The organism is Pseudomonas sp. ADAK2 TE3594, from assembly GCF_053628675.1.
In genome coordinates this window covers 1,203,427-1,221,708 of sequence record NZ_JBRJGV010000001.1, presented here as the reverse complement: position 1 = coordinate 1,221,708, position 18,282 = coordinate 1,203,427, and the positions used below count along the sequence as shown (strand labels likewise).

Sequence of the window (18,282 nt, the reverse complement as noted above, 5' to 3'; positions counted from 1 at the left end):
TGGTCATTCCCAGACTTGTGATTCAGATTGTTACATGACCGACGAATGGCCAGCGCGGTGTCCTACCTCAGCTTGACCGCCGTCCCGGTCACAAACACCACCACCATTCCACCCTTGCCGGCCGGCATGCTGATCTCATAATCGAGCCCTACCACCGCATCCGCCTGAAGCGCCCGCGCCCGTTCCTTGATCTCGTCGGTCGCCTGAATCCGCGCATCTTTCAATGCTCGCTCCAACGTTTGAGAGCGCCCACCGAAAAAATCCCGCATGCCTGCAAACAGATCGCGGATCACGTTGACACCCTGCACCGACTCGGCGCTGACGATGTCCAGGTATGCGGTAATTTGCCGGCCTTCGATGGTGTGGGTTGTGGTGGTGATCATGAAATGTCCTTGTTCAGAGCTGCCGTCGATTGGGTGAAACGATGGGAAAACGGCGCGAGAATTGAGTATAGAGATCGATTCCCGTCGAGCGGGTTGCCAGTTTAACAGGGGGGGCGGAACGCACCTGAAATGGGGCTTAGAGGGGGGAGCTTGAAAAGGCGGCAGCCAGTGACAGCCATGATTGAATAATCCAGACACCAGAAACCACAAAACCCCTGACTTCTCTCGAAATCAGGGGTTTTGGTTACATCGAATTTGGCGGTGAAGGAGAGATTCGAACTCTCGATACAATTTCTTGTATACACACTTTCCAGGCGTGCTCCTTAAGCCACTCGGACACTTCACCGTATCTCGTCAAACATGTTCTGTCTGTCGAGGCGCGCTAATGTAGTCGAAAGCTTTTCTGATGGCAAACTTTTTTTGCAGAATTTTCATGCGGTTAGCGATTTAGTCGTTCCGGCGAGTGCCCTGCCATGGCAAACCCGCCAATCTCCGGCTTCGCGCCCTCTTCTATATAGAGGGGAATGCGCGGCTGGCGTGGCCGGCAACGCTTGCCGGGCGAGGAAAAGGGTGACCGGGTGGTCAGTCACGGCGCTTTACCTGGCCTACGGTGGTGGGTAACGTCTGCCCTACTTTATTAGAAGGATTGGCGTCATGAGTGAGTTGATTTCTTACCATCTCGAAGACGGTATCGCGACCCTGACCTTGAGCAATGGCAAGGTCAATGCCATCTCGCCGGACGTGATTGTTGCGTTTAACGCTGCACTGGATCGGGCGGTGGAAGATCGGGCGGTGGTGATCATTACCAGTCAGCCGGGGATTTTTTCGGGCGGTTACGACTTGAAGGTGATGACGGCCGGCCCTAACGAAGCCAGAGCGCTGGTGGCAGCCGGTTCGACATTGGCTCGTCGCCTGCTGTCGCACCCGTACCCGGTGGTCGTGGCGTGCCCTGGGCATGCGGTGGCCAAGGGTGCGTTTATTCTGTTGTCGGCTGACTACCGCATTGGTGTCGATGGCCCGTTCAGCATTGGCCTGAACGAAGTGCAGATCGGCATGACCATGCACCACGCCGGTATCGAGTTGGCGCGTGATCGTCTGCGCAAGTCGGCGTTTCATCGTGCGGTGATCAATGCCGAGATGTTCAATCCGCAGAGTGCTGTGGATGCCGGCTTCCTTGATGTGGTGGTATCGGCCGAAGAGCTGCAAGGCGCGGCACTGGCAGCGGCTCGTCAGTTGAAGAAACTCAACATGATCGCCCACAAGAACACCAAGCTGAAAGTGCGCAAGGCGCTGCTGGAGACGCTGGACAACGCGATCATCCTGGATCAGGAGCATATGGGTTAAGCCCGAACGCGTTGCACCGAAAAGCCCGACCGTCGTGTCGGGCTTTTTCTTGCGTGTCTGGTTTAAAACCTTACAACCGCTCTAGACCGCCTCTGACCCATAAGTCGGAAACATGCGCTCAAACATCGTCTATCTCCCACTTCTATAGCGGCAATTGCCGAAAACAGTGCACATCCGTACACTGCGCCACCTTTTGTCCCGGTGGGCCCTTTAAATGCTGTTTGTGTTCCGTATGTTATTGATGGGCTTGCACTTTATTCTGGCCGGTGTGCTTGGAGTGATCCTCGGTCTATGCCGACCGTTTAATCCGGACAACAGCCGTTTATGCGCGCGTCTGTATGCGTGGCCGGCGATGTGCATTTTGCGTTTGCGGGTGAAAGCAGACGTCGGGCCGTTGATGGATAAGCCTGACAGCTGCGTGATCATTGCCAACCACCAGTCCAACTACGACCTGTTTGTGTTCGGCAACGTGGTGCCCCGCCGCACCGTGTGCATTGGCAAGAAGAGCCTGAAGTGGGTGCCGCTGTTCGGGCAGTTGTTCTGGCTGGCCGGTAATGTGTTGATTGACCGCGGCAATGCGCACAAGGCACGCCAGTCGATGCTGACCACTACTCGCACCTTGCAACATGAAGACACCTCGATCTGGGTCTTCCCGGAAGGCACCCGTAACCTCGGTGAAGAACTGCTGCCGTTCAAGAAAGGCGCGTTCCAGATGGCAATTGCCGCTGGGGTACCAATCGTGCCGGTGTGTGTCAGCAGTTACGTCAAACACATGCGTTTGAACCGCTGGCGCAGTGGGAAGATTCTGATCCGTTCGCTGCCGGCGATTCCTACGGCTGGATTGAGCCTGGATGACATGCCGATGCTGATTGCCCAGTGCCGCGAACAGATGCGCGAGTGCATCGACTCGATGGATCGGCAACTGCAAGCCGCCTGAAAGAAACCCGCCCTGTGCGGGTTTTCTTTTGCCTGCGAACTCTACAGATTTTGCTGACTCTCAAGCAGCAGACAAGGTTAAGCTGAATCCTGACTGGCACCGCCAGTCTTTACCAATAGAAAGCGGCTAACAAGAAGTGAATCACCATCATGGGTAGAGTCGTTGCTGCTGCGGTTTACAGCGCCGGTAAGAAGGTCACCAATATCACCCTCGACGAAGGCGCTGCCTGGGCTGCCAAGCCTGGCCACTTTGTGTGGATTGGCCTCGAAGAACCGAACGCCCAGGAGCTGTTCAACCTGCAACGCCAGTTCAACCTGCACGAACTGGCCATCGAAGATGCCCTGGAAAAACACAGCCGACCGAAGCTGGAGACGTTCGGCGACGCGCTGTTCATCGTCACGTATTCGCCTATCCGCAATGAAGGCAAACTGCAGTTCATCGAGACTCATATCTTCGCCGGCAAGGGTTACATCATTACCGCACGCAATGGACATTCGGCGTCCTACGCGTACGTCCGACAGCGCTGTGAGGCGCGGCCGCTGTTGTTGGAGCATGGGGAAGATTTCGTACTCTATGCCATCCTCGACTTCGTGATTGAAAACTACCAGCCGATGGGCGAAGCGATCCATACCGAGATCGATGAGCTGGAACAAAACGTTATGTGCGGTTCCCTGAACGAGCGCGACATCCAGAAACTCCACAGCCTGCGCCGCGATGTATTGCGCTTGCGCCGGTATGCGGCACCGATGGTGGAGATCGGTGAGGAACTGCAAAAGCTGAGCTTTCCGTTCATAGACAAGAACATGCGCCCGTATTTCCGTGATGTGCAGATTCATGTCACGCGGCAGATGGAAGACCTGACGACCCTGGCGGATATTGCCAGCCAGACCATCGAGGTAGGGGTGTTGCTGGAGGCTTCACGCCAGAGCGTGGTGCAGCGCAAGTTTGCAGCGTGGGCGGCGATTCTGGCGTTCCCGACGGCGGTCGCCGGGATCTACGGGATGAACTTCCAGAACATGCCGGAGTTGAGTTGGCATTACGGGTATTTCGGGGTGTTGGGGTTTATTGCGGTGGGGTGTGTCAGTTTGTGGGCGAGTTTCAAAAAGTCTGGGTGGTTGTAGTCGGGACCGAGGCGTCTGCGAAATTCGCGGGCAAGTCGGATCGCCGCACCGCTCGCTCCTACAAGAACACCGAAACCCCTGTAGGAGCGAGCGGTGCGGCGATCCGACTTGCCCGCGAAGCTTTTAAGGCTTAACCGACTCACCCTCAGGCTTGTGCGCCACAAACCGCATCATCCACTCTGCGACGGTAGTGCCGTGATGCTCGTGTTCAAGACTCGCCATACCTTTCGAATAGATCTGCTCGCCCAGCGCTTCCTGACGAATATCCAGCAACGCCCGTGAGTAATCGTGAATGAACTCTGGGTGCCCCTGGAAGCACAGCACTTGATCGTTGATGTGGTACGCGGCGAACGGGCAGAAATCGCTCGAGGCAATTACCGTAGCGTTTTCCGGCAGCGCGGTGACCTGATCCTGGTGGCTGATCAGCAGCGTCAGCTCTTCCCTCAGCGGGCTCATCCACGGAGCCTTGGCCGCGAGTTTGTAGTTGTGGGTGCCGACGCCCCAACCCTGGGTCGCCCGCTCGCTCTTGCCACCCAACAGCAGCGCCAGCAGTTGATGGCCGAAGCACACGCCCAGCAGTTTGTCGCCGCGCTCATAACGTTTCAGCAGGTACGTCTTGAGGGTTTGAATCCACGGGTCGGTACCGAAGGAATCGGCCTTGCTGCCGGTGACCAGATACGCATCGAAGGTCAGGTCATCGCTGGGATAATCGCCCTGCATCACGTTGTACACGGTGAACTCGGCAGCGATGGGTTGCTGCGAAAACAGACGCTGGAACATCTGCCCGTAACCCTGATATTGATCGACCAGTTCCGGACGCAGGATGTCGGTTTCCAGAATGCAGATGCGTAACGACATAAAAAATACCTGACACGTGATGGGAATAATGCACACCCCAGAGCCTGCCTTGAAACACGGTGGCAAGGCAAGCCCCGGAACGCGTCATCGGTCCCTTGGAACCTCCCTTAGAACAGCGCGTCTTTGGCGGCTTTCTCCAGCAGCAGCGCAGGCGGCGTGAAGCGCTCGCCGTACTGCTCGGCCAAGTACTGGGCGCGAGCGACGAAGTCTTTCACGCCGTACTGATTAATGAACTGCAGCGCACCGCCGGTCCAGGCTGCGAAGCCGATGCCGAAGATCGAGCCGATGTTGGCATCCGCCGTCGAGGTCAGCACGCCCTCTTCCATACAGCGCACGGTTTCGATGGCTTGTACGAATAGCAGTCGATCACGTATGTCCTGTGGCGAAATCTGCCCATCGGCTTTCTCGAAACGGCTTTTCAGCTCTGGCCACAAATGCTTCTGCCCTGTGGCCGGGTAATCGTAGAAACCACCTCCAGCGGCCTTGCCCGGACGCTTGAACTCCTTGAGCAACAAGTCAATCACGGCGAATGCCGGGTGCTCAATCAGGGTTTTCCCTTCTGCTCGCAGGTCTTTGGCTGTTTGCCCGCGGATATGGCTCATGAGGCTGAGGGAAACTTCGTCGGAGATCGCCAGAGGTCCAACAGGCATACCGGCCTTGCGCGCTTCGGTCTCGATCATCGGCGCGCTCACGCCTTCGCCAAGCATGGCGATGCCTTCGTTGGTGAAGGTGCCGAACACCCGCGAGGTAAAGAAGCCGCGACTGTCATTGACCACAATTGGGGTCTTCTTGATTTGCAGGACGAAATCGAAACCACGCGCCAGGGTTTCGTCGCTGGTATGGGCACCTTTGATGATTTCCACCAGCGGCATTTTCTCCACGGGACTGAAGAAATGCAGGCCGATAAATTTCGTCTGGTCCGGCACGGCGGTGGCCAGGCCGCTGATCGGCAAGGTCGAGGTGTTGGAGGCGATGACCGCATCCGGGCCGACGACTGCTTGCACCGCCGATGAGACCTTGGCTTTCAGTTCGCGATCTTCGAACACCGCTTCAATGATCAAATCGCAACCGGTCAGATCCGCATCGTTTTCGGTGGCATGGATTCTCGCCAAAATATCCTCGCGCTGCTCCCGGGTTAACTGACCACGCGCAACCTTCCTGTCCAGCAACGTCGCCGAGTGGGCCTTGCCCTTCTCTGCCGCGGCGAGATTGATGTCTTTGAGCACCACGTCGATGCCGGCTGATGCGCTGACAAACGCGATGCCCGCGCCCATCATCCCGGCGCCGAGCACGCCGACTTTCTTCGTTACGTAAGGCGCTATGCCATGGGGCCGAGAGCCGCCGGCATTGATCTCATTGAGCTGAAACCAGAACGTGCCAATGAGGTTTTTCGCCACCTGGCCGGTGGTCAGTTCGGTGAAGTAGCGGGTTTCGATCAGGTGCGCGGTGTCGAAATCCACCTGGGCGCCTTCCACCGCAGCACAGAGGATTTTCTCCGGCGCGGGCAGGCAGCCCTGGGTTTTGCTGCGCAGAATCGATGGCGTGATAGCAAGCATCGGCGCGAGCTTCGAATCCGACGGCGTGCCGCCAGGGATCTGGTAACCCTTCACGTCCCAGCGCTGCACAGCGACCGGGTGAGCAATAATCCACGCCCGTGCCTTGGCCATCAGCTCATCGCGATCGGCTGCCAACTCGTCGATCAAACGCGCCTGTAACGCCTGTTGCGGCCGGATTTTCTTGCCTTCAAGCAGATACGGCAGGGCTTTTTCAATGCCCAGCATGCGGACCATGCGCACTACCCCGCCGCCGCCCGGCAACAGGCCAAGGGTGACTTCCGGCAACCCCAGCAGCACCGACGGATTGTCCAGCGCCACGCGGTGATGACAGGCCAGACAGATTTCCCAACCGCCACCGAGCGCCGCGCCGTTGATCGCGGCGACCACTGGTTTACCGAGGGTTTCCAGGGTGCGCAGTTGGCCCTTGAGGGTCAACACCATCTCGTAAAAGGCTTTGGCTTCGGGTTTACCGACCTTGATCAGTTCATTGAGGTCGCCGCCGGCGAAGAAGGTCTTCTTGGCCGAGGTGATGATCACGCCGGCAATGGCGTCCTTGTCGGCGACCAGTCGGGCGACGCAGGTGGCCATGGCGTCGCGGTAGACCGCGTTCATGGTGTTGGCACTCTGGCCTGGCATGTCGATGGTCAGGACGACAATCTGGTCCTGACCCTTTTCGTAACGGATGGCTTGGGTCATGGCAATTTCCCTTGAGTCGGATTTTCTTAAAGTCACGCTCAGAGGCGTTCGATAATGGTGGCAATGCCCATGCCGCCGCCGACACACAATGTCGCCAGGCCATAGCGCAGGCGCCGGGCTTCCAGTTCATCGAGCAGCGTGCCGAGAATCGCGCAGCCGGTGGCGCCGAGCGGGTGGCCCATGGCGATGGAGCCGCCGTTGACGTTGACCTTGTCGGGGTCGATGGCCATGTCTTTGATGAACTTGAGCACCACCGAGGCGAACGCTTCGTTGACTTCGAACAGATCGATGTCTTCGACCCGCAGCCCGGCCTTGGCCAGCGCCTTGCGAGTGGCCGGCGCCGGGCCGGTGAGCATGATGGTCGGGTCGGTGCTGGTGACCGCCGTGGCGACGATTCGCGCCCGTGGCTGCAAGCCCAGCGCCCGGCCCTTCGCTTCGGAGCCGATCAGCATCAGCGCTGCGCCATCGACGATCCCAGAGCTGTTGCCCGGCGTGTGAACGTGGTTGATCCGCTCGATCTGGCTGTAAACCCGCAATGCGGTGGCGTCGAAGCCCATTTGCCCGATCATTTCGAAGCTCGGCTTGAGCTTGCCCAGGCCTTCCATCGTCGATTCGGCGCGAATGAACTCATCGTGATCGAGCAGGATGATGCCGTTCTGGTCCTGCACCGGCACCAGCGACTTGTTGAACGCACCGTTCGCCCGCGCCCGCGCCGCCTTCTGCTGGGAGTGCAACGCGAAGGCATCGACGTCCTGACGGCTGAACCCTTCAATCGTGGCGATCAGGTCGGCACCCACGCCCTGGGGTGTGAAGTGGTTGTGCAAGTTGGTTTCCGGGTCCAGCGCCCAAGCCCCGCCATCGCTCCCCATCGGCACGCGGGACATCGACTCGACACCACCGACCACCACAAGGTCTTCGAAACCGGAACGTACTTTCATTGCGCCGAGGTTCACGGCTTCCAGGCCCGACGCGCAGAAGCGATTGAGCTGCATGCCGGCCACGCTGACGTCCCAATCGGCCACCTGCGTGGCGGTCTTGGCGATGTCGGAGCCCTGATCGCCGATGGGCGTCACGCAGCCGAGCACCACGTCATCGACCTGACTGGTGTCCAGGGACGTGCGCTGCTGCAGCGCCGTCAGCAGCCCGGCCACCAGGTTCACTGGCTTGACGCTGTGCAAGGCACCATTGGCCTTGCCTTTGCCGCGGGGCGTGCGTAACGCGTCGAATATCAAAGCTTGGGTCATGACGTCCTCGAACCTGATGGTGAAAGATCAAAAGATCGCAGCCTTCGGCAGCTCCTACAGGAGACTGTGTGACTCTGATCTTTATGCCCTCACCTTATGCCGAGCAGCCGTGGATTCAATGACCACAGTGCTCATTGGCGTTGACGGTCACGCTCAGACGAACGGTAGTCTGCTATCGGATAAACCGATTCACGTCACCAAGCTGTCTAGCAAACGGGCGCCCAAGAAGCTGGCCATAAGCCTCATACCTTTTTAAAAGCGATGAGTGCTCAGCACATACGAAATGGATCTAAGCCAATCGTGACGCGGGCCCTAAGGTAAACCTGTACGAAGTTGTCGTCGGGTTTTGCCGAGGCACTCGTCCTACAAGGAAGTGCAGCGCTCTGCCGTCATGGAGATAGGCAGGCAGGCATCAGGAAATAACAAAAAAGGCGGTCAAGCCATGTTCAAGCATTCGAAAGTTCGTCAAGCCGGGCTCATTCTATTCGCCACTACACTGTTGTTGATTTTGCCGAACCTGACCAAGGTGATTGGCTGATCGAACATCAGGGTTTTCATTTCGCCTGATAAAAATGTGATTGGCTCGCTACCCGGGTCAGCGTGGCTGTGCCAACCTTTGCGGCACTTCAACGACATGGACGGCGATCACTTGAAAACGCTCATTCTATTTGGGGCCTTGCTGCTCAGCATGCCTCTGTCTGCCGCACAGCTGAATCTTGAGCTGGGCGCGAGTTCTCGCACCTGGCAGACCGAGCAATTGCTCAAGCATCCTCAGGTTCAGACCATCACGATCACTAACGACGTTTCCTACAAACGGGACATGAGCTATCGCGCCGTGCCGTTGGCGGCGTTGTTGACGGGCATCAAGCCTGACGATCATCTGCAAGCCGTTGCCCTGGACGGTTTTGCCGCCGAACTGGCTGCCGCACCATTGCTCAATACCCAAGGGGCGCGGGCTTGGCTGGCGATTGAAGACCCGGCCAAGCCGTGGCCGCCGTTGTCAGAGGGCAAGCACAGTGCGGGGCCGTTTTATCTGGTCTGGACCGATCCACAAGCGGGCAATATCAGCCCCGAGCAATGGCCGTTCGAAGTGGCGAGCATCAAGCGCATGGCCCCGGTGGCCGAGCGCTTCCCTGCCCTGTTGCCCGACCCTGCACTGAAGGCGGACGATCCGGTTAACAAGGGCTTTGCGCTGTTTCAGAAGAACTGCCTGGCGTGTCATCGACTCAATGGCGCGGGGGATGCGCAGTTCGGGCCGGACCTGAATATTCCGTTCAATCCGACCGAGTATTTCGGCGCGGATTTCCTCAAGCGTTACATTCGTGATCCGCAGAGCTTGCGTCAGTGGCCGCAGGCGAAGATGCCGGCGTTCGCGACGACGGTGTTGCCGGAGGGGGATCTGGAGTTATTGGTGGGGTATTTGAAGCACATGGCGGGGCGGAAGGTGAAGCCCTGACACCAATCCCCTTGTGGGAGCGAGCCTGCTCGCGATAGCGGACGTTCAGTCAGTAAATCTGTGGCTGACACACCGCTATCGCGAGCAGGCTCGCTCCCACTGGGGATTTGTGAAATCCCGGATTACTGCTGTTGCACTGAGATCACCGGCGCTGGCGTCGGAGAGACAAACACCTTCGCATGCATCTGCTCACCCCCACCGCCTCGACGCATGCCGCGCACCGGGCAGGCGTCGAGGTAATCCAGCCCCACAGCCAGTTTCAGGTGACGCTCCGGGCGGGCCAGTTCGTTGGTCACATCGAAGCTGTACCAGGCGTCATCCAGCCAGGCTTCAGCCCAGGCGTGACTGGCCAGGTGTTCGCTGTTCTCGCTGTACAAATACCCCGACACATAACGCGAGGGAATACCCAGGCTGCGGGCGCAGGCGAGAAACGCATGGGTGTGGTCCTGGCAGACCCCGGAACGCCCGGCGAAAGCCTGGGCGGCGCTGGTGTCTACTTCAGTGGAACCCGGCGTGTAAGTCATGTGCTGGTTCAGGCCATGCATCAAATCGATCAGCGCCGTACGATCCCGGCGCTGCTTGCACGCCTTCTCGGCGAACGCACGCAGCGCTTCGTCGGCTTCGGTCAGGCGCGTGAAGCGCAGGAACGGCAGCGCCGACTGGCTTTCATGCTCGGCTTCGCGCAGCTCGTCGATGTCTACCTGCCCACGGGCACCGATGATGATTGCCTCGTGAGGTTCGTCCAGCGTCAGCACATGCAGAATGTTGCCGAACGGATCGAGTTGCGCACGCACCGGGCGTGGCAAATCGAGCTGCCAACTGAGCACGTGTTGGCGTTCGCTGTCGTGGGGAGTCAGTCGCAGGTACTGGATGCTCGCCCGCACCTGATCTTCGTAGTGATAGGTGGTCTCGTGGCTAATGGAAAGTCTCATGCAGCCTCCAGATAGGAACTGTGTATGGCGTTGCCCAACTGGCGCACCAGGGGGATGAACTCGGTCAGCCAGGCGTGCAGGCCTTCGTCGAGAATTTCGGTGATACCGGTGTAACGCAGGCGTGCGTCCATCTCTGCCGCCAAACGCTGGGCAGGACGGCCGTTGGCCCCCGGCAGGTTGGCGAGGATCTGGTCGATTTCTTCGGTGCAGGCCCGCAGGGAGCGCGGGACATCGGCGCGCAGCAGCAACAGTTCGGCCACATGCCGGGCGCCAGGGGCGTCGCGATAGATCTCGGTATAGGCCTCGAACGACGACAAGGCCCGCAGCAAGGCACTCCACTGGTAGTAGGCGTGGGCCGTGCCGTCGCGGACCGCTTCGGCCTGATCGCCGGCCATTTCGTAACGGGCGTCGAGCAGGCGCAAGGTGTTGTCAGCCCTTTCGATAAAGGTGCCCAGACGAATGAACCGGAACGCGTCGTTACGCATGATGGTGCCGTAGGACGCACCACGGAACAGGTGGGAACGTTCCTTGATCCACTCACAGAAACGGCTCATGCCGTAGCGACTCAAGCCCTGCTCGGCGATCCCGCGAATTTCCAGCCAGGTGGCGTTGATGTTTTCCCACATGTCGGCGGTGATTCGCCCACGCACCGCATGGGCGCTGGCTCGCGCGGCACCGAGGCAGCTGTAGATGCTCGCCGGATTGGCCGCATCCAAAGCAAAGAAATGCAGCAGCCGTTCGGCATGCAGTTCGCCGTGACGCTCCAGGTAATCGTCCAGAGTGCCGGTGATCAGCAACGGCATGGCGAGTTCGTGCAAGCCATCGCCACGACCATCCTGAGGCATCAGTGACAGCGAATAACTGATGTCGAGCATCCGTGCGAGGTTTTCCGCCCGTTCCAGGTAACGCGACATCCAATACAGATCCGAGGCAGTTCTACTTAACATGGCAGGCTTCCTTCAATCCTCGACCACCCAGGTGTCCTTGGTTCCGCCACCCTGGGAGGAATTCACCACCAGGGAGCCTTCGCGCAAGGCGACACGGGTCAAACCGCCGGGCACAACCCGGGTTTCGCGGCCAGACAATACAAACGGACGCAGGTCGATATGGCGTGGAGCGATACCGTTTTCGACAAAGGTCGGACAGGTCGATAAAGACAACGTCGGTTGGGCGATGTACGCGTGGGGCTTGGCTTTGATCCGCTCGCGGAAAGATTCGATTTCCGCCGCCGTCGCCGCTGGCCCCACCAGCATTCCGTAACCACCGGAGCCCTGGGTTTCCTTGACCACCAGCTCTGGAAGATTGGCCAGCACGTGGGACAGTTCAGAGGGATTACGACACTGCCATGTCGGCACGTTCTTCAGGATCGGCTCTTCATCCAGGTAGAAACGAATCATGTCCGTGACGAAGGGATACACCGACTTGTCATCCGCGACCCCGGTGCCGATGGCATTCGCCAGCACCACGTTGCCGGAACGGTAGGACGACAACAGCCCTGGAACGCCAAGCATCGAGTCCGGGTTGAACGCCAGTGGATCGAGGAAAGCATCGTCGAGGCGACGGTAGATCACGTCGACGGCTTTCGGCCCGTCCGTGGTGCGCATGAACACCTTGTCGTCACGCACGAAAAGGTCCGCACCTTCCACCAGTTCAACGCCCATTTCCCGGGCCAGAAACGCATGCTCGAAAAACGCACTGTTGAAGCGCCCCGGCGTCAGCACCACCACGCTCGGGTTGTCGATCGGGCTGGAGCTTTTCAGGGTATCGAGCAACAGGTTCGGATAGTGGTCGATCGGTGCGATGCGCTGGGCTGCGAACAACTCGGGGAACAGGCGCATCATCATCTTGCGGTCTTCGAGCATGTAGCTCACGCCACTGGGTGTACGAAGGTTGTCTTCGAGCACGTAGTACGTGCCGTCGCCATCTCGCACCAGGTCGACGCCGGAAATGTGCGAATAGATATCGCGGTGCAGATCCAGCCCTTGCATCGCCAACTGGTATTGCTCGTTGGCCAGCACTTGCTCGGCCGGGATGATGCCGGCCTTGATGATGCGCTGTTCGTGGTAGAGGTCGGCAAGGAACATGTTCAATGCCTTGACCCGCTGAATACAACCGCGCTCGACGACTCGCCATTCACTGGCGGGGATACTGCGGGGAATGGTGTCGAAGGGAATCAGGCGCTCTGTCCCCTGCTCATCACCATAGAGCGTGAAGGTAATCCCGGCACGATGAAATAACAGGTCGGCCTCGCGTCGCCGTTGTGCCAAAAGCTCGTCAGGCGTTTCGGCAAGCCAACGGGCAAACTCCCGATAATGCGGGCGGACCTGGCCGCCGGCATCGTACATCTCATCAAAATAGGTGCGGATCATGCCGTACTCCTTGTCACCCCGGACATCCAGACCTTCGCAAGGCCCGTGCCATCGGCATAAACGCTTTGATATCAATCAGTTGGATAATGACGCTGCACGCACCGCACCAATCCTGTGCGGTAAATGCCTCAACCTGATCGCCCCCGCTTCATGGCGAAGCAATGCTGTCGCCTATCAGCAGCATAGCCAGAGTTGATTTCACTGCCCGGGGGGCGATGCGGATAATCCGCGCATTCGCTGGAAAAACTTACCGAACTTCCCTTTAGCCGCCTGCTCAGGCGGTTTTTTTTGCGTGTTTGAAACGTTATGAATCAAAAACCCAGATCAAAAGATCGCAGCCTCGTTTCACTCGACAGCTCCTACAGAAGAACGCATCCAATGTAGGAGCTGTCGAGTGAAACGAGGCTGCGATCTTTGGCGCCTTTTCAAACCGCGAAAACGAAAACGGCCAACCAAAAGGTCAGCCGTTGCTGAGTGTTGTCGCTGTTCATAAAGTTATGCGAGTAGCCCTCGTACCTCCTGCTTGACGCCCCATCCTTCGATGATACCGCCCAGAGGCTCGACCACCGCCTCGAAGTCCTGCTCAAAGTCGCCGATCCCGTCATAGGTGGCGTACATCACTTTGCTCAGTTCCAGATGCCACGCACCGTCGTCGCGCACGCTGATCTGGGCATTCAAGGATTCACCACTGAAATGACCTGCCGCCCTGCGTGCCCGCTCCTCGTCCGGAAAAATGGCGTAGAACTCGATGGGATGGAATCGTGAAAAGTCGAAACCGCCTTCTTTCATGCGGCGCAGCACGCTGCTGCTGATGTCTTCTTGATAGGCTGTGCTCATGAAACGTCCCCCTCAGACTGATGGATAGACTTTCCGTATTCCCTGCACTTTCAACCGATTGGTGAGAGCGATACGGCAACAGAGGTTACCGACGGGAAACAAGCATGTAGCTGACAAGACCAGACCTTAGCGAGTCATTCGCTGATCTCGCTTGCAGAGTAGCCCCAAGATAGAGCTGCTGCCAAGGTCTGGTTGTGAATGTGACAGGAGGTGTATCAGATCGGGGTAATACTGATGATTTCAATGCTGTTCTGGGATTTCAGACTTTTGACGGTCGGATCATCGGTACGACCCTCCAGATCATTGAGATCCAGTTCGGCAGCGACCGGCAGGCACCGGGCGCGAATGAGTTTGGCGGCTTGCTCGCTATTCGGGCATTCCTCGCACTCGAAGAGTTCGTCCACTGTTTCACCGTGATCATCCACGAAAGTGATTTTCCACTTTTGCATCGGTGCCTCCTCGATAAAACCCATGGATGGGCTTACATCTATCTGGACTTTGCCCCTGACTGATCGTTCAACGGATTACCGCATGTCGCCATGAAAAAACACAGAAACCTGTGTAGGAGCGAAGCTTGCTCGCGAAAGCGGTGTAGTAGTCAATTCACATGTCGACTGATACACCGCTTTCGCTTCGCTCCTACAGGGGTTATGTGTTCATTTTAGTCGTTGCTGGGTTTGTTCACCGCTTGCAGTACGCCCGCTACTACAACCCGGAAATCGAATGCGGGTGGCAGCGGACGGTTACCCGCCCATGATGACCAATCGATCGCCTCGATTGACGGGAAAGGCGCGCATTCTACGTCGCGGAATATGACAGGTCGAACCTCGCGTTATGGCTCGACCCAATCCTGTGGGAGCGTGGCTTGCCCGCGATAGGATCGCCGCGTTGCAGCTGACAGACCGTAGCGCCAGCATCGCGGGCAAGCCACGCTCCCACAGGTTCAGTGTTGCAGGCGAAACCAATCAGATCCGCACATTGCCTCGTGGCCCGGCGATGGCCCAGATGATCAGGCCCAGGACCGGCAGCAGGAGGATCAATAGCACCCAGATGATTTTCATCCCGGTCTCGGCGCCACTTTTAAGCACGTTGATGATGGCCCAGATATCGAGGGCAAGAATAATCAGGCCAACCAGGCTGTTGAACGTGGAACCCATGGTGACGCTCCCTAAGAGTGGTATGCCCTCTTAGGATAGTCGGGCCTTGCGAGGGTTCCGTTTTATTAGCGTCGTAGACGGCTTCAGACGTGGATCGCGACTTTCAAGGCTTCCAGGGAGGGCGCGGCGGCGATGCCGACTTCGGCGCACAACTCCAGCACCCGTGGCACGTCGTTACCGTAGACCAGCACCACTTGCAGTTCGTCGTCGAGCAATTGGCTGAAGTTCATCAGCGTGTAACCGCCGTTTTCCTTGTTCATGCTGCCCATCTGCACCTGAATGCGATTGAGCGCCGTGAGGGCTTCGGTCTTGGCCAGTTGCTTGGGTTTGATGTTGAAATCGACGCCGGGGCCGAACGAAGCGACGATCTGCGCAAACAGGTCCATGTAGGTGTCAGCCTGGAACAGCACGGTTTCCGGCAAGCTGCCGACGACTACCCACTCACCCAATGGGATCGGGAAGGTGTCGTCGTAGTTGATGTCCGGATTGGCCGTCAGAAAAGCCTCAGGATCGGCGTAGGCCTGAGCCGCTTCGTCAGCGATTTTCAGAATTTCGTCATCGCTCATGCACCCGGAGCTGATTTTGCTGATGAGTTCGACGAGTGCGGCTTTCATGAGGTGGATCCTGTAGCGAGGGAGATTTGAGGGCGCGAAGGATAACGCATTACATGTAGGAGCGAGGCTTGCCCGCGAAGAAGATGATGCGGTTTAACCGGGAAACCGAGTTATCGTTCTTCGCGGGCAAGCCTCGCTCCTACGGATTTGAGGTCAGGCCAGGAGTTTCTGCAATTGTGCTGTGGTATCCACCGCGCCCATGGTTTTGGCCGCGTCCAGCGCGGATACGCCGTTGGCATCCTTGGCTTTCGGGTCGGCGCCTTTGCTGATCAGGTAGTCGACGATTTCGACGCGGTTGAACATCGCCGCCATCATCAGCGCAGTGCGACCGTCGAACGACGAACCTTCCACTTGCGCGCCACCTTCAACCAGCGCCTTGACCACCGCCAGATCACCCTTGAATGCCGCGCCGGCAATCGGGCTCTGGCCGTTGTCATTGCGGATTTCCGGGTCGGCCTTGTGCTCGAGCAGGACTTTTACCGTTTCGACATGGCCGTGGTACGCGGCGAGCATCAGCAAGGTGTCGCCCTTGTGGTTGCGCAGGTTCGGCGGCAGGCCCTTGGTCAGCAGCGCAGCCATCATGGCCGCATCGCCCTCGCGTGCTTTGTTGAACACCTGTTCGGCAAATTCAGCAGCCTCTTCGGGCGTCATCTGGCGGCTTTTGTCTGACATTGGGGACTCCACATTCGGTCAATCGGAAAGCCGATAGTTTCCCGAGCGGTCCGGAACCTGTCACTTCTTTTTTCTCATGGGTGGCTATAGCCACATTCAATAGAAGCCACATTCAATAGCGGTACATGCCGCCGCGAATATCCGCCAGCACCTGCTCGGTGACTTGCACATAAGTCTGAGTACCCGGCAACCAGGCGTAGATCGGGTCATCGCCGGTTTTGTTCGGGTCGAAGGCTTCGTCCTTGAGTCGCGTCTTCTGGTATTTGAAGGTCCCGGTGGTTTCCATTTTCACTTTCACCCGTAGGAAAAGTGGCACCGCATAGGCAGGCATTTGCTGCCTGGCGAAAGCCAGCAACTCGCCGAAATCCAGAGTCGCCAGGGATTCAGCCGGCGTGATTGCCGCCATCCCGGCACGCCCGTTGGTGTTGTGGATTTCCACGCCATAAGCCACGGCTTCGGCGATCTGCGGATGTTGCAGGAGGATGTTCTCAACCTCGGTGGTCGAGACGTTTTCACCCTTCCAGCGGTAGGTGTCGCCCAAGCGATCGACAAACTGCGCGTGGCCAAAACCGATGTTGCGCAGCAAGTCACCGGTATTGAAGTAACGGTCGCCCTTCTTGAACACGTCGTGGAGCACGACTTTTGCGGTCTTCTGCGGATCGGTGTAGCCGTCCAGCGGCGCCTTGTCGTCGATCCTCGCCAGCAGCAAACCCTGCTCGCCCTTGGCCACTTTGCGCATGAAACCCTTGGCATCTCGCGTGGGTGCGCCGCTGTCGTGGTCGTGCGCCACCAGTTCCCATGACATCAGGGAAAAACCGATGGTGTTGTCGAAGTTGAGGATGTTGGTGAAGCCGATATTGCCGTCGCTGGCGGCGTACAGCTCGCAGATATGGTCAACGGCAAAACGCGTCTTGAACTCGCTCCACGCGCCGGGGCGCAGGCCATTGCCGATCATCTTCGTCACGCTGTGCCGACTGTCGTCGACGCTGCGCGGTTGATCCACAAGGTAGCGACACAATTCGCCGACGTAACCGAGGGTGGTCGCCCGGTATTTACGCACGTCACTCCAGAACTGGCTGGCGCTGAACTTGCGGCGGATGGCAAACCCCGACGCCCCGCTGATCGCCGAGCCCCAGCACACGCAGAGCCCGGTGGCGTGGTACAGCGGCAAGGTGCAATAGACGACGTCCTGCGGCTGCATGTCCAGGGCAATCAGCCCGAAGCTGGCGGAACTGCGCATCCAGCGGCCGTGTTTGAACACCCCAGCCTTAGGCAACCCGGTGGTGCCCGAGGTGTAAATGTAGAAACAAGGATCGTCGAGAAAAACCTGCTGGCTGCTGACGGGGTTATCGCTGCACGCTTGGGCGCTGACCGTCATCAGGTTGACGAAGCCATCGGGCGAATTGCCCGGATCGCGACAAGTATCTTGATCGGCGACAAACCAGGTGCGCGCAGCGTCGATGGACACCCGCTCGCGAACCGCATTGAAGGCCGGAACCAGCTCTTCTCCGACCACGATCGCTACAGGCGCCACCAGATTCAGACTATGGGCCAGGGTATCGCGGGTCTGGGAGGTATTGAGCAAGGCGCTGATCGCGCCGACCTTGGCCACCGCCAATATCGTCACCAACAGTTCCGGACGGTTCTCGATAAAGATCGCCACCACATCGCCCTTGCCGATGCCTTGGGCAATCAGGTGATGGGCGATGCGATTGGCCCACTGATTGACCTGTGCATAAGTGAGCGCCACCTCGCCCTGCAGCAAGGCCGGGCCCTCGGGGTTGCGCAACGTCGCCTGCTCGAAGCTCCAGCCGAGACCACACGGTTGGGTCGGGTCCTTGACGTTGGCGGCTTTCATGCCCTTCACCACGCGAGGAATGGCTTTGGCAATGGAAGGCAGCTTGCGGAGCATCATGCCCCAGGTAATCGTGTCGTTCAGCGTGCGGCTCATGATGCTCCCGTTCGGTCTTCTTATTGTCGGGTGGCGTTGATTAAGGCCGAAAATACGTCAGCGGTTCTTGAGCTGTACACGCGGTTTTTGAAATGTTTTGTATCCGCGACCGAAGCGTTCGGACCAGACATCGAAAAGCGGAACCCTGGCGTTGT

General features: G+C 58.4%; 17 protein-coding genes and 1 tRNA gene. 4 read left to right on the top strand and 14 right to left on the bottom strand.

Annotated elements, in window-relative coordinates; all coding sequences use genetic code 11:
- Nucleotides 1–62: 62 nt before the first annotated feature.
- Entirely contained in the window at nucleotides 63–383 is a 321-nt protein-coding gene (locus AB7M22_RS05625) for a YbjQ family protein (protein ID WP_007902143.1), read from the bottom strand.
- 256 nt (nucleotides 384–639) lie between these two features.
- Nucleotides 640–729 (bottom strand) — tRNA-Ser (locus AB7M22_RS05620).
- Nucleotides 730–1,037: 308 nt separating this feature from the next.
- On the opposite strand from AB7M22_RS05620, the gene AB7M22_RS05615 reads away from it, so the two are divergent.
- The 3 genes from AB7M22_RS05615 (at nucleotide 1,038) to AB7M22_RS05605 (ending at nucleotide 3,785) form a co-directional block, all read left to right on the top strand.
- Nucleotides 1,038–1,727 (top strand): crotonase/enoyl-CoA hydratase family protein, encoded by a 690-nt coding sequence (locus AB7M22_RS05615; RefSeq protein ID WP_454185511.1) that lies wholly within the window; start codon nucleotides 1,038–1,040, stop codon nucleotides 1,725–1,727.
- Nucleotides 1,728–1,941: 214 nt separating this feature from the next.
- A complete protein-coding gene (locus AB7M22_RS05610; RefSeq protein ID WP_454185510.1) occupies nucleotides 1,942–2,664 on the top strand; it encodes a lysophospholipid acyltransferase family protein in 723 nt (240 codons plus the stop codon).
- A gap of 149 nt (nucleotides 2,665–2,813) precedes the next feature.
- The gene (locus tag AB7M22_RS05605; protein ID WP_454185509.1) at nucleotides 2,814–3,785 is read left to right on the top strand and encodes a magnesium and cobalt transport protein CorA; all 972 of its coding nucleotides are present in this window, start codon (nucleotides 2,814–2,816) and stop codon (nucleotides 3,783–3,785) included.
- 123 nt (nucleotides 3,786–3,908) lie between these two features.
- On the opposite strand, the gene AB7M22_RS05600 is transcribed toward AB7M22_RS05605, so the two are convergent.
- The 3 genes from AB7M22_RS05600 to AB7M22_RS05590 all read right to left on the bottom strand — a co-directional run bounded on the left by AB7M22_RS05600 (nucleotide 3,909) and on the right by AB7M22_RS05590 (nucleotide 8,139).
- Nucleotides 3,909–4,643 carry an amidotransferase gene (locus AB7M22_RS05600; RefSeq protein WP_454185508.1) on the bottom strand — a complete coding sequence of 245 codons (735 nt, stop codon included), beginning with the start codon at nucleotides 4,641–4,643 and terminating at the stop codon, nucleotides 3,909–3,911.
- A gap of 107 nt (nucleotides 4,644–4,750) precedes the next feature.
- Entirely contained in the window at nucleotides 4,751–6,895 is a 2,145-nt protein-coding gene (locus AB7M22_RS05595; protein WP_454185507.1) for a 3-hydroxyacyl-CoA dehydrogenase NAD-binding domain-containing protein, read from the bottom strand.
- 38 nt (nucleotides 6,896–6,933) lie between these two features.
- Nucleotides 6,934–8,139, bottom strand: coding sequence for an acetyl-CoA C-acetyltransferase (locus AB7M22_RS05590; protein ID WP_454185506.1), 1,206 nt, complete (start codon nucleotides 8,137–8,139; stop codon nucleotides 6,934–6,936).
- A gap of 634 nt (nucleotides 8,140–8,773) precedes the next feature.
- Between AB7M22_RS05590 and AB7M22_RS05585 the strand changes: the two genes are divergently transcribed.
- Nucleotides 8,774–9,595: a c-type cytochrome gene (locus AB7M22_RS05585; RefSeq protein ID WP_454185505.1), complete on the top strand. Its 822-nt coding sequence runs from the start codon at nucleotides 8,774–8,776 to the stop codon at nucleotides 9,593–9,595.
- Nucleotides 9,596–9,717: 122 nt separating this feature from the next.
- Here the strand turns inward: AB7M22_RS05585 and AB7M22_RS05580 are convergent, their stop codons facing one another.
- The 9 genes from AB7M22_RS05580 to AB7M22_RS05540 all read right to left on the bottom strand — a co-directional run bounded on the left by AB7M22_RS05580 (nucleotide 9,718) and on the right by AB7M22_RS05540 (nucleotide 18,127).
- Nucleotides 9,718–10,527, bottom strand: a complete 810-nt coding sequence (locus AB7M22_RS05580) for a transglutaminase family protein (protein WP_008005629.1) — start codon at nucleotides 10,525–10,527, stop codon at nucleotides 9,718–9,720.
- Nucleotides 10,524–11,474: an alpha-E domain-containing protein gene (locus tag AB7M22_RS05575; protein WP_454185504.1), complete on the bottom strand. Its 951-nt coding sequence runs from the start codon at nucleotides 11,472–11,474 to the stop codon at nucleotides 10,524–10,526. The genes AB7M22_RS05580 and AB7M22_RS05575 overlap by 4 nt, the downstream gene beginning before the upstream one ends.
- Nucleotides 11,475–11,486: 12 nt before the next feature.
- Entirely contained in the window at nucleotides 11,487–12,896 is a 1,410-nt protein-coding gene (locus tag AB7M22_RS05570) for a circularly permuted type 2 ATP-grasp protein (RefSeq protein WP_007902187.1), read from the bottom strand.
- Between the two features lie 495 nt (nucleotides 12,897–13,391).
- On the bottom strand, nucleotides 13,392–13,733 hold the full coding sequence (locus AB7M22_RS05565; protein ID WP_008005633.1) for a ribonuclease E inhibitor RraB: 342 nt from the start codon (nucleotides 13,731–13,733) through the stop codon (nucleotides 13,392–13,394).
- 215 nt (nucleotides 13,734–13,948) lie between these two features.
- Complete coding sequence (locus tag AB7M22_RS05560; protein ID WP_038979787.1) at nucleotides 13,949–14,182, bottom strand: hypothetical protein; 234 nt, start codon at nucleotides 14,180–14,182, stop codon at nucleotides 13,949–13,951.
- Nucleotides 14,183–14,698: 516 nt separating this feature from the next.
- Nucleotides 14,699–14,890 (bottom strand): PLDc N-terminal domain-containing protein, encoded by a 192-nt coding sequence (locus tag AB7M22_RS05555; RefSeq protein WP_007902193.1) that lies wholly within the window; start codon nucleotides 14,888–14,890, stop codon nucleotides 14,699–14,701.
- An 83-nt stretch (nucleotides 14,891–14,973) separates the two neighbouring features.
- Entirely contained in the window at nucleotides 14,974–15,504 is a 531-nt protein-coding gene (locus tag AB7M22_RS05550; protein ID WP_454185503.1) for a hypothetical protein, read from the bottom strand.
- A 153-nt stretch (nucleotides 15,505–15,657) separates the two neighbouring features.
- A complete protein-coding gene (locus AB7M22_RS05545; RefSeq protein WP_007898805.1) occupies nucleotides 15,658–16,176 on the bottom strand; it encodes an ankyrin repeat domain-containing protein in 519 nt (172 codons plus the stop codon).
- A 112-nt stretch (nucleotides 16,177–16,288) separates the two neighbouring features.
- Nucleotides 16,289–18,127 carry a long-chain-acyl-CoA synthetase gene (locus AB7M22_RS05540; protein WP_454185502.1) on the bottom strand — a complete coding sequence of 613 codons (1,839 nt, stop codon included), beginning with the start codon at nucleotides 18,125–18,127 and terminating at the stop codon, nucleotides 16,289–16,291.
- Between the last annotated feature and the right edge of the window lie 155 nt (nucleotides 18,128–18,282).